This window comes from Enterococcus alcedinis, assembly GCF_014635985.1.
Lineage (GTDB): Bacteria > Bacillota > Bacilli > Lactobacillales > Enterococcaceae > Enterococcus_I > Enterococcus_I alcedinis.
Genome location: NZ_BMDT01000004.1, coordinates 76125 through 88719 on the forward strand (window position 1 = coordinate 76125; position 12595 = coordinate 88719).

The 12595-nt window shown below is 35.1% G+C and carries 9 protein-coding genes; 7 read left to right on the forward strand and 2 right to left on the reverse strand.

All coding sequences use genetic code 11. The features are described 5' to 3' along the window. Window positions 1–56: 56 nt before the first annotated feature. The 3 genes from IEV09_RS05990 (at window position 57) to IEV09_RS06000 (ending at window position 4902) form a co-directional block, all read left to right on the forward strand. The gene (locus tag IEV09_RS05990; protein WP_188367368.1) at window positions 57–2024 is read left to right on the forward strand and encodes a glutaminase domain-containing protein; all 1968 of its coding nucleotides are present in this window, start codon (window positions 57–59) and stop codon (window positions 2022–2024) included. Further along, the gene (locus IEV09_RS05995; RefSeq protein WP_188367369.1) at window positions 2017–3783 is read left to right on the forward strand and encodes a glycoside hydrolase family 2 protein; all 1767 of its coding nucleotides are present in this window, start codon (window positions 2017–2019) and stop codon (window positions 3781–3783) included. Before IEV09_RS05990 ends, IEV09_RS05995 begins: the two co-directional genes overlap by 8 nt. A gap of 84 nt (window positions 3784–3867) precedes the next feature. Next, window positions 3868–4902: an aldose epimerase family protein gene (locus tag IEV09_RS06000; protein WP_188367370.1), complete on the forward strand. Its 1035-nt coding sequence runs from the start codon at window positions 3868–3870 to the stop codon at window positions 4900–4902. A gap of 29 nt (window positions 4903–4931) precedes the next feature. On the opposite strand, the gene IEV09_RS06005 is transcribed toward IEV09_RS06000, so the two are convergent. Both IEV09_RS06005 and IEV09_RS06010 read right to left on the reverse strand, forming a co-directional pair. Further along, window positions 4932–6677 (reverse strand): cache domain-containing sensor histidine kinase, encoded by a 1746-nt coding sequence (locus tag IEV09_RS06005; RefSeq protein ID WP_188367371.1) that lies wholly within the window; start codon window positions 6675–6677, stop codon window positions 4932–4934. Continuing rightward, entirely contained in the window at window positions 6670–8163 is a 1494-nt protein-coding gene (locus IEV09_RS06010; protein ID WP_188367372.1) for a response regulator, read from the reverse strand. The genes IEV09_RS06005 and IEV09_RS06010 overlap by 8 nt, the downstream gene beginning before the upstream one ends. A gap of 213 nt (window positions 8164–8376) precedes the next feature. Between IEV09_RS06010 and IEV09_RS06015 the strand changes: the two genes are divergently transcribed. From IEV09_RS06015 to IEV09_RS06030, 4 genes are all read left to right on the forward strand, one after another. After that, the gene (locus IEV09_RS06015) at window positions 8377–9678 is read left to right on the forward strand and encodes an ABC transporter substrate-binding protein (RefSeq protein WP_188367373.1); all 1302 of its coding nucleotides are present in this window, start codon (window positions 8377–8379) and stop codon (window positions 9676–9678) included. A gap of 140 nt (window positions 9679–9818) precedes the next feature. Continuing rightward, complete coding sequence (locus IEV09_RS06020) at window positions 9819–10676, forward strand: carbohydrate ABC transporter permease (protein ID WP_188367374.1); 858 nt, start codon at window positions 9819–9821, stop codon at window positions 10674–10676. Between the two features lies 1 nt (window position 10677). Further along, complete coding sequence (locus IEV09_RS06025) at window positions 10678–11511, forward strand: carbohydrate ABC transporter permease (protein ID WP_188367375.1); 834 nt, start codon at window positions 10678–10680, stop codon at window positions 11509–11511. Between the two features lie 88 nt (window positions 11512–11599). Beyond that, complete coding sequence (locus IEV09_RS06030; protein WP_188367376.1) at window positions 11600–12409, forward strand: aldo/keto reductase family protein; 810 nt, start codon at window positions 11600–11602, stop codon at window positions 12407–12409. Window positions 12410–12595: the final 186 nt, after the last annotated feature.

The window sequence follows — 12595 nt, forward strand, 5'->3', positions numbered from 1 at the left end:
GGAAGTTAGACTTATCAACTTTCAGTCCTTCTTTATCAAAGAAAAGGAGCAATCAAATGGCGCTAATTAATCGAGTGGCCTCGGTGCCACTCATTCTAAGTGATCCGTATTTTTCAATTTGGTCACCAGCGGATCATTTATACGATATCGATACCCAAAGTTGGACGGGAAAAGAAATTCCTATTCGAGGGTATATCACAGTGGATCAACAAGTTTTTCGATTTATGGGGAAAGATGAGAAGATTCCTACAATTGAGCAAACAAATCTAGATATCAGTCCAACTCGGACGACTTATCAGTTTGAGAATGATTTAGTAACACTTGAATTAACCTTCGCGGTGAATTTAGATTTATCGAATTTGGTTAAAATTTCTGAACCGATTACGATGATTCAAACAAAAATCATTAAAAAAAATCCGGCGAGTATTGTTCAGATTGATTGGCAGTTTAGCGATGAAATTTGTCAAGATTCACCGATGAAAGAGACAATTAACTGGCAAAAGCTTCATACTGAAACAAGTGATATTGTCTGGATGGGAAAAAGCCAACAAACGCCACTGAACTCAACAGGTGATTTGATTGATATTGATTGGGGATATTTTTACATTGCCGCTCAAAAATCAGTTAAAATGGCTTATTATCGCAATGGAAAAATGCTTGAGGCCAGTTATGTGCTAGATGACGAAGTGACGTTCTTAGTCGGATATGATGATATTCATGCGATAAATTATTTTGGTACGCCATGTAATGCACTTTGGAAAGAAAAGCATTTGACGATGTACAATTTATTAGAGAACTATCTTAATGAGATTCCGAAAAATTTAGAAAATTGTCAAAAAATTGATCAGGAAATTCAAAAAAATGCGATCCGTGTTGGTGGGGAAACCTTAGAATTTTTAACGAGTTTATCTTATCGTCAATCGATTTGTGCGCATAAATTAATTCGTAATCCAGAAGGTGAAATTATATTTTTATCGAAAGAATGCAGTTCAAATGGTTGTATTGGGACAGTCGACATTAGTTATCCTTCAATGCCTTTATACTTATTGTATCAACCAGAACTTGTTAAAGGGATGATGCGACCTGTTTATCACTTTGCGAATTTACCTGTTTGGGAATATGATTTTGCACCTCATGACGTAGGGAGATATCCTTATGTTACCGGTCAAGTCTATAGTTTAAACGAGGTTGATAATATTCAAATTGGACGTCGTGATACGATTTTTGATTATTATGCATTACCTGCAGGTCAGAAGGTTTATTTAGAGGAACATCAAATGCCGATTGAAGAATCAGGGAATATGTTAATTATGAATGCTGCGACATTCTTGATCGATCAAGACGAGGTTTTCTTTACGCAACATTTGACAACGAATCTAAAGTGGGCGGACTACTTATTGGCGTTCGGTCAAGACCCGAAAAATCAACTATGTACCGATGATTTTGCCGGACATTTAGCGCACAATGCGAATTTAGCCTTAAAAGCAATCAATGCCTTAGCGTTATTTGGTAAAGCATTGGTAGAAATTTCGCATGAAAAAGCATCGATCTATCAAGGAGCTGCAAAAGAAATGGCTCAAGTTTGGCTTCAAATGGCTAATAGTGGAGAGAAGACTAAATTAGCGTTTGATCAAGAAGACTCGTGGAGTTTGAAATACAATATGATTTGGGATCAATTATTTGAATTGAATTTATTTAATCAAGAGACTCGTGAGCAAGAAGTCGACCATTATTTAGCCCAAATAAATGATTATGGGACGCCACTTGATTCGAGAAAAACTTATACAAAAGCGGATTGGATTATGTGGACAGCGACATTATCAGAAGACAAAGAAAAATTTGAAACGATGATTGCACCAATAAAAAAATATTTAGAAGAATCGAATTCACGTGTGCCATTTTCTGATTGGTACGATACCGTGACGGCGGATGTCATGAACTTCAAAAACCGTACGGTCGTAGGTGCCATTTTTATGCCATTATTGAAAGAACAATTATTGTTGGAGGGAAGAAAAAATGTTTAACCGTAGAGAACACCCACGCCCACAGTTTATTCGTGAGGATTTCTTATCATTAGATGGACAATGGGATTTTACTTTTGATGATCAAAATGAAGGATTGAAAAACAAGTGGTTCCATCAATTTCCAGAAAGTCGAAAAATTGAAGTGCCTTTTACTTATGAAACCCAATTAAGTGGTATTGATGAGCAAGAGCAACATTCGGTTGTTTGGTATGAAAAAACCTTTAGTGTAGATGATTTAGCCAATCGTGTGCTGACTTTTGAAGGTTCGGATTACTATACGAAAGTTTGGTTAAATGGGGAACTTTTAGGTGATCATCGTGGGGCTTATGAACGTTTTAGTTTTGATTTAGCAGACTATTTAGTCGAAGGTGAGAATCGAATTACGGTTCGTATTGTTGATTCCTTAATGAACGAGCAGCCGCGTGGGAAACAAACGTGGAAGGAAGAAACATTTGGTTGTTGGTATGTTGGGACGACTGGGATTTGGAAATCCGTTTGGTTAGAAAAGGCTGCGTTTAATGGTTTACGTGCAGTGAAAATGACTCCTGACTTTGACAATGATTGTATTATTTTAGAGCCATCGTTTAAAAATAAGGCATTGTTGCCAACGGATAAAAACTATTTCTTTGAAGCAACCGTGACGTTTAAGGGTGAACTCGTGAGTTATCACAGAAGTCTATTCGTTCATGAGATGTCACCGATTCAAATGGAAACACGTATAAAAAAAGATTCAAACTGGGGGACGCAACGCTGGTCACCGCATGAGCCTAATTTATACGATGTGACGTTTAAATTATTTGATGAGTCAAACAATGAAATTGATTCGGTCGTGTCTTATTTTGGGATGCGTAAAATCTCGATTGAAAATGGCAAGGTCTTACTGAATAATGAACAGTTGTACCAACGTTTAATTTTAGATCAAGGTTATTGGCCGGAGTCTGGATTGACACCACCCTCAATCGATGCGTTAGAAAAAGACCTTGATTTAACGATTGAATCCGGTTACAATGGACTTCGTAAACATCAAAAAATTGAAGATGAACGCTTCATGTATTTGTGTGATACGAAAGGTTTACTCGTTTGGGTAGAAATGCCGTCAACGTATATCTTTAATGATTTGGCGATGACGAATCTGACCGATGAGTGGCGTCAAATTGTCGAACAACATTACAATCATCCGAGCGTGATTACTTGGGTTCCATTCAATGAATCTTGGGGTGTCAAAGGGATCGTTGATTTAGTTAAACCGCAGCAGTTTACTGAAAGCATTTATTACTTAACAAAAGCAATCGATGCCAATCGTCCAGTTATTACGAATGATGGTTGGGAGCATACGATTTCAGATATCTTAACTTTGCATGATTACGAAGAATTTGGAGCAGCTTTTGCGGAGCGGTATGCCGATAAAGAGGCGATTGTTGAAAATGATGTGATGTTTAATAGAGACTGGTTTGCTTTTGCTAAAGGTTATGGCTATAAAGGGCAACCGATTATTATTTCTGAATATGGCGGTATTGCTTTTGAAAACAGTACGGAAGAAAACTGGGGTTACGGTAATCAAGTCAAAAATGAAGCGGATTTCCTAGAGCGTTTCAATCGGATTACGCATGCGATTCAAGATTTGGAATATATTAATGGTTTTTGTTACACGCAACTAACGGATGTCGAGCAGGAGATTAACGGCTTGTATACACCGGATCGTCAACCGAAAGTAACCATTACGGAAATTAAAGCAACAAACGAACGACGTTTTAAATAATTTATTTTAGCCTGAGTGATGCCTTCGAGCGACTCAGGCTAAAATTTTATAATTGAATTAGAAAGGTGACAAGAGTAGATGAAAATGGATGTAGCAGCATTTGGTGAAAAAGGAGAAAAACTGATTTCTCTAACGAATAAAAATAATGTAACTTTAGGACTTTCGAATCATGGTGCACGAATCGTTAATTTAATTGCTGATTTTGGTACGGAGCAAAGAAACCTTGTTCTTGGTTTTGAGTCAGCGAAAGAATATGATGAAATTGACTCTTACTTAGGCGCTTCAATTGGGCGTGTAGCTGGTCGGATTTCGGGAGCGAAATTTGAGCTGGATGGTAAAGAATTTCAATTAGAAAAGAATGATGGTGAGAACAATCTACATGGTGGTGTGAATAGTTTTGACCGTAAGATTTGGGATTATGAAATGATTGAAGGAGACGAACAAGCCAGTGTTGTTTTCTCGATTGATTCCCCTCATATGGAAAATGGTTTTCCAGGAAATTTGAAGCAAAAACTTACGTATACGTTAACCGACAGCAATCAAGTTAAAATTGATTACTGGGCACAAACCGATGAGCGAACGTTGTATAATCCGACGAATCATGTCTACTTTAATTTAAATCCAAAAATCACGGAGACGGTTGCGAACCATCGCCTGTATCTGGATAGTGATTTCTTCGGTTCATTGACAGAAGATGTCTTGCCAACAGGAGAAAAAGTCGCTTCAGCGGGCACACCTTTTGATTTTAATGACAAAGAAGGACGTCTACTAGCGGATGGATTTACGAGTGATTATGCTCAAAATAAATTAGTGAATGGTTTTGATCATCCATTTGTGTTTAATGATAGCCCGTTTGAATCAATTAAAGGCACATTGTTTGGACCTGATGGAAAAGTCAAAATCAACCTTTATACGGATCAGCCAAGTGTTGTTGTTTACACGACGAACCAACTAAATGCGCCTGTTTCGATGCGTGGAAGCACTCAAGTACAACACGGAGGAATTACGCTAGAAACGCAAGGGTTACCTGATGCAATCAATCATGAGGGCTTTGGGAACATCATTTTAGATCCAGCAAGTGATTATCAATCAACAACGATTTTTGAATTAATTTTTTAATATACATACAAAAAACCTTTGAATCACCATTATTTTTTATGGAAATTCAAAGGTATTTTTTTCGGTAAAATAATTGAAACGAGTGTCCCGATATTCGGCTGACTCTCAATGATTAGTAGGTCTTTTTCTTGATAAATAAGTTCTAGACGTTCTGTAATATTGGAGATACCAATACCAGAAAAACGCTGTTGTTCTTGTGTTTTGGATGATGCATCGTGAACATCAAAGCCAATACCATTATCGATAATATCTATTTTAATTGTATCTGTTTGTTCTAAAATAAAGATATCAATTTTACCTAGTTTGTTTTCATTAGGAAAGGCATGGATATAACAATTTTCAACAAAAGGTTGAATGATTAATTTTGGTACGAGTATCGAGGTTGTAGCTTTTTGATGAATGGTCGTCTTAATGTTCGATCCAAAACGAATTTTTAAAATATGGATATAATCATTTAAATTGCGTAATTCTTCATCTAAGGAAATAAACTCATCTTTTGTCCCAATTAAATTTCTTAATAAACGAATGAAGGCGTCAAGGGAATCCACAGCATCTTGGTTTTTATTTTGGATGACTTGAAATTTAATGGCAGTTAAGGTGTTGTAAATAAAATGGGGTTGAATTTTTAACTGTAACGCTTGGAATTCTAGATAACGTTTTTCTTGTTCTTGTTGTAGTAACTGATTAACGTAGTTATGTAGACCGCCGAGCATAAAGTTGTAGGCATTGAGTAACCCTTTAATTTCACTGGTTCCTCTGACGTTAACCGCTTTGGAAAAGTCCCCCTTAATGACATCTGGAATTTTTCGTGTCAGTTCATAAATAGGAGCGGTTGCTTTTCGAATAATTAAAAATGCAATCAATGAGACGAGGAACATAATGAATAGACTAACAGAAATTACCGTTGGATACAGTACCATTTTTTGAGCAACAAGTTTTTCAACAACTAGATTATATAAATCATAATCAAAGGAGTAAATTTTTTCTTGTGAAAGGGCATTGACATTTTTGGCTTCTAATTTGGTGAATTGAGCTTTCTTTTGATCAATATTCGAGCCAATATCTTGTTTTTGATTGGAGGAAATTATCAAGCCGTCACGATTACTTATCCAAACCTGATTCACATTTGGATCTAACAGTCGGCTGTAAAATTGAGAAAATTCACTTTCTAGAATAGTCATTAAAACATAGCCGTAGACTCCATCTAAATCGTGAATGGCTTTTACGACAATCAGACTGGGCTTACCATCGGTTGTATAGCTATAACCCTTTGTGGAATAGTGATACACAGTGGACATTGGATCATCATGTGCTTGTTTAATGTATTCTTTTTCAAGTAATTCATCAGGTGTATATAAAGATTTTCCTTCTGATTGGTAATGAATATTCTTATTGGTACCTAAAATAACTAAGTTGGAAGAAATATTATTATATAATAAGTTTGTATTGAGTATTTGTTGTTTCATGTGGTAAATGGCTTGATTGAGTTTGGTTTCATCCGTAAAATCATCTTTCATATAATGCTTTACCGCAGGATTGAATTGCACTTCCTTAATAATGTTAATCATACTATCGTTAAGTGATTCATAATTATCATTCATTTGGCTAAGAAGTAATTGGCTCGAATCTTTATAAGAATCAACATAGGCTCGTTCGGCTGTCTTGATTGAGACAAAGGCAATGACGGTTCCAACACTGATGGTTGCAACTAAAAAGAGGAGTAACAATTTGATTAATAATTCGTTTCTTTTATAAAATGTTAGAATTTTAGTCAATATGAACACCCTTTCGTCGATAAGTAGAAGGTGAATAGCCCGTCTCCTTTTTGAAAACGCGTGAAAAATAGCTAATATCAGAAAAACCTACGGCAGCAGAAATCTCTGAGATATTTTGCTGATGTTCAGTCAAGAGTGTCTTTGCTTTTTCAATTCGAATCCGTGTTAAAAAATCAGTGAAATTTAAATCAAAATGTTGTGAGAAAAAACTTGAAAAATACGTATAATTAAAATGGAAAAAATCAGCTGCATCACGTAAAGTGATTTTCTTTGAGGCATTTTCCTTTATAAATTTAATGAGCTCTTGTTTTAGCTGTTCGTGATGATTACTTTTAAATGAGTAAAAAAGTTGCTCAAAATGAGTGAACTGCGTCTGGACATTTTCAATTAATTTTTTGTGTGTCAAGCTATTATTGATGATTGATAAGGTTGTTACTTTATTGATATTGACTAATGAATAGGCAGAATAAAATTTCTCAATGTGTTGAAATAATTGATAAAAAAGATTCGAAAAAAAATCTTTCATTTCATGTTCATCAAACAGTTGATGATCAAGCAAAGTCAAGTAACGAAAACAATAATTAAGAGCGGCCTCTTCTTCTAAACTATTTAAGAAGGAATGAAAAGTCTCGTAAGAAAATATCGGCAATCGTTGAATCGTAATAACTGTTTCATCAGTCACGATTTGCTGGTCATTTAAATAGAAACGTTGATTTAATGGGGAATCATTGATAAATGTTAGGGAAGGTGCTTGTGCATTGCCGTCAAAAAAAGGACGTAAGTAACCAAAAAAATCATGAAAACCGATTGTCTGTAAATACGAAACCATGGCCTCGTTAATCGCAGTTGTTACGAGTTTAGAATCGATAATAATGATTACATAATTTTGGATCGTTAACCAATAGATATTGCTATAAGGAAATAAATCAGTGAGTGTTAACTTGTTTTTTAAAACAAAATCCTCTTCGTAAAAAAGCAAATCGGTTACTAATAAGGTTTGGTAAGGGTATTGAAAGAGAGAATCTTGGATATCATTTTTATGAATCGCATGATTTGAAAAAAAACGATCCTTGAGTTGTTCTTCTATGGAGCGTTGTGGTTGATTTTCTAGCGTTTCTTGGATAGGTAGTGTATCAAGTGTGTTAAATAATTCGCTTTCATTTAGCGTCGCCTTTAACAGGTAATTTTTAGCACCATTTAATAAGGCTTGTTTGACATATGAAAAATCGCTATAGTTGCTTAAGATGACAACAGAAATTTGTGGATAGTGCTTGGTTAGATAGCTAGTTAAATCAATACCGTTCATGATGGGCATCACAATATCTAATAAAATAATATCGGGAACGCTGACTTGAATAAAATCGATTGCTTGTTGACCATTGGCTGCTTCTCCGATTATTTTATAAGGTTGCTCTTGCCAGTTAAATCCTTGGATAATGCCTCGTCTAATTTCACTTTCATCATCGACGACTAATAGGGTACGCATGTTGACTAGCCTCCTGATTGTATTATTTCAATATCCTATTATCATTGTACTGAATCTGTTAGCGATACTCAATCTTATTTCAATTCGATTTTTTGTATTATTTTCATATTTTTGTACTATTTATTGAAAGCGCTTTAAATGGATTGATTTCAAGGATTAATTTGATTATATTGTAGAGGAAATAGGAATACAAAACGAAGGGGAGTCAAAAAAATGAAGAAATTATCAAAATTATCTATTGCCCTACTAGGTACGTTATTGATTGCGGCATGTGGAAGTGGTGGTGGAGCGAGTGAAAGTGGCGACACACCGAATAAAGGCGATGACAAGCAAAAAGCCGTTGTTGCATGGGCTTGGGATCCAACATTTAATATTAAAGCTTTAGAAGAGGCAAATAATATTTATTCTTCCGATGAGAAAATTGAAATCGTTGCCAGTTCGCAAGATGATATCGTTCAAAAATTAAATACCGCGCTAACTGCAGGAAACAAAGATGGTTTACCGAGTATTGTTTTGATTGAGGACTACAAAGCACAAGGATTTTTAGAATCTTATCCGGATGCCTTTGAAGATTTATCAGACATTATTAATGAAGATGATTTTGCACAATATAAATTCGGAGCCTCAAAAGGTAAAGATGGAAAAATTTATGGATTGCCTTTTGATAGTGGTGTTTCTGGTTTGTTTTATCGTTCGGATTTAATTCAAGAAGCAGGCTACACAGATGAAGATATGACCGATTTATCGTGGGATGAATACATTAAGATTGGTAAAGATGTAAAAGAAAAAACAGGTAAGCAATTACTATCACTTGATCCAAGTGACTTGGGACCAGTTCGAATCATGATGCAATCGGCAGGTGAATGGTATACGGGAGAAAATGGTGAAGTAACGATTGCGAACAACAAATCATTAAAAGCAGGTATCGAACTTTACATTAAAATGTTAGAAGAAGGCATTGCTTTATCTGTTTCAGATTGGGATTCAGGAGTAGCTGCATTAAATACTGGTGAAGTAGCATCTGCACCAAGTGGTTCATGGTACTCAAGTTCAATTATGCAAGCAGAAGATCAAAGTGGCTCGTGGAGAATTGCACCAACACCGCGTCTGTCTGACGTATCCAGTTCTGTCAATGCTTCAAGTATTGGTGGTGGTAGCTGGTATGTCCTAAAAGGTGTGGGAGATACTGCTAAAGCGAAAGAGTTCTTGAAGGAGACCTTTGGTTCAAGTGAAGATTTGATGAACACGTTAGTAAAAGAAATTGGATTAGTAAGTACATTGAAGGCTGCTGAAAATACGGAAGCTTACCAAGCAGAAAGTGAATTTTATAGCGGACAAAAAGTCTATCTTGATTTTTCAGAATGGATGAATGAGATCCCGACAGTCAAATATGGAAAACATACAAATGAAATCGAAGCGATTATGACAGAATTTGTTCAACGAGCAATTAACGGCGAAGATCTAGATCAATTGCTGACAGAAGCACAAGCGCAAGTCGAATCAACAATTAATTAATTTTATGAAAAAAGAGCGGTCTGATCAGTAGCAACAAAACGCAATGATTTGATAGGAATGCCTCATGACTCTTGTTCAAGTGTAGCGGATTTTTGCAAATGACTGATTGCTCTTTTTCTCGTATGAAAGGAGAAGCGTATATGAAGAAAAAAAGCAGTGGAAATTACTTCATCTTACTTCCGATTGTATTGATTACGTTACTTGTGTTTGTTCCGATGGTTTCGGGTTTATTAACGTCATTTAAAACAGGTATTCCAATTGATATGCAATTTAGTGGTTTAAGTAATTATAAACGAATGTTAAGCGATACAACCTTTAAGAAAGCCTTGTTTAACACATTTGCTTATTTAATATTTCAAGTGCCGTTGATGTTATTTTTAGGTTTGGTTTTTGCACAAATGTTGAATGATAAGAAGCTTAAGTTTCGTGGTTTCTACCGTACGGCTTTATTTTTACCAAGTATTACGTCCTTGGTGTCTTACTCTTTAATTATGAAGAGTTTGTTCGGTCAAACTGGTTTTGTAAATAAGATTTTATTAGATTTTCATTTGATTGATCAAGCAATCCCTTGGCTAACCCATCCAGTTTGGGCAAAAGTTTTAATTGTGATTGCTATTACTTGGCGCTGGACGGGTTATAATATGATTTTCTATATTTCAGGCTTGCAAAATATTGATCCGGAAATTTATGAGGCGGCAGATATTGATGGTGCGAGTAAAATACAACAATTTTTCTCGATTTCAATTCCAAATCTAAAACCTGTTATTTTATTTACGACAATTACTTCAACAATTGGCACATTACAACTCTTTGATGAGGTGCAAAATATTACCAAAGGTGGACCGGCTAATAGTACAATTACGCTGTCACAATACATTTATAATTTGAGTTATAAATTTACACCAAATTTTGGTTATGCAGCAGCTGTGTCTTTTGTGATTGTCTTCTTTATTGTCGTTTTATCAATCATTCAAAAAAGAGTTATAAAGGAGGATTAAGATGGGTAAAAAAATTAGTTTAGGCTTAAAATATGTATTTTTAAGTTTCTTATCGTTTATCTCAATTTTTCCTTTTATTTGGATTTTAATTGGTATGACGAATAAGACGGTCGATATTAATGCTGGAAAACTTTTTTTTGGCAATCAGTTTCTAATTAATTTACAAAACTTATTACAAAATGACGTTGGATTTATGAATGCTTTTAAGAATTCGATGATTATTGCGATTATAACTACGATTTTTGCTTTACTGTTATCTTCTGCTGCAGGTTATGGTTTTGAAATTTTTCAAAGTAAAGCCAAAGACCGGATTTTTACCATCTTGTTGTTGTCAATGATGGTACCTTTTTCAGCAATTATGATTCCATTGTATCGTATGTTTAGTACATTTAATGGCACACCTTTAAAAGGAATCGGCTTAGATTCAATGTTTTCTGTTATTGTTCCTTCAATTTGTACCGCATTTTTAATTTTCTTCTTTCGCCAAAACATTAAATCTTTTCCAAAGGATTTAGTTGAAGCCGCACGGATTGATGGCTTAAGTGAATGGGGAATTTTCTTCAAAATATATATGCCTGCTTCAAGGAACACCTTTGCTGCAGGAGCAATTATTACCTTTATGAATAGTTGGAATAACTATTTATGGCCATTAGTCTCGTTACAGTCTCCTGAAAATCGGACAGTTCCTTTAGCTCTCTCCGTAATTGGCGCTTCGTATACACCCGATTTTGGTATGATGATGGTATCAATTGTTATTGCAACAATACCGACGGCACTAATTTTTTTCCTTCTACAAAAACAGTTTGTTCAAGGAATGTTGGGTTCAGTTAAATAAGATCAAAGCATAAAGAAAGCGCTCTAACATCATTGTGTTATACTTAAAGAGTAGAAAAAACACATGGATTGAATGGAGGGCTTTTTTTATGGAATTTTTAACATTAAACACAGGGATTCAAATTCCTTATATCGGAAGTGGGACGAATACGTTTGGTAAAGAAAACCACCAGTATGACGGAAAAATCAATGATGATACGAGTGAAATATTATCTGCAATTGGCGCAGGGTATCGTCATTTTGATACCGCAATTTCTTATCGTAATGAACGAGTTGTTGGGTTAGCGATCAAGAAAAGTCAGTTGCCTCGGGAAGCTTTTTTTATTACCTCTAAAATTCCTGGAAAACCTAGGTATGTTTCAAGTGAAAAAGCGGTCCTTGATGCAGTCGATTCAACATTAAAAGCTTTAGATAGTCCATATGTTGACTTATATTTGATTCACCATCCATGGGAAAATTTAGAAGAGATGGTGCTTGTTTGGAAAGTACTTGAAAAATTTGTTGATGACGGAAAAATAAAGGCGCTTGGCGTTTCGAACTTTGATGAAAAGCAATTGAACTATTTATTGGAACATTCGCGCATTAAACCAGCCGTTAATCAAGTTGAATCGAATCCAGGGAATTGGAATCATGAAATTATTGAATATTCACTAAAAAATAAAGTGATTCCAGAAGCGTGGGGGCCATTAAAAAAAGTCGATGAAAAAGCACAAGCGACTTTAACGGAAATTGGTCAACGCTATAATAAAACTTGGGCGCAAGTCTTATTACGTTATCAAATTGAGCGAAATGTGATTGTAATTCCAAAATCGCACAATCTCCAAAGGCAAAAGGAAAATCTAGACTTATTTGATTTTTCATTATCAAATGAAGAACGTGCGATAATTGGACAATTATAAATTGAAATAAAAAGGTATGACTCCACTGCTTTTAGTTAAGCGAGTGAGGTCGTACCTTTTTTCTAATAAAATAAGAATGACTCAATGCTTTTGAATGATGAAAAGTTTTCAGAAAATTACGAATTTTCAACTCAAAATGGTTTACTTTATTCGTAATAATTGCTAGTATGGTTCTATTATTATGTG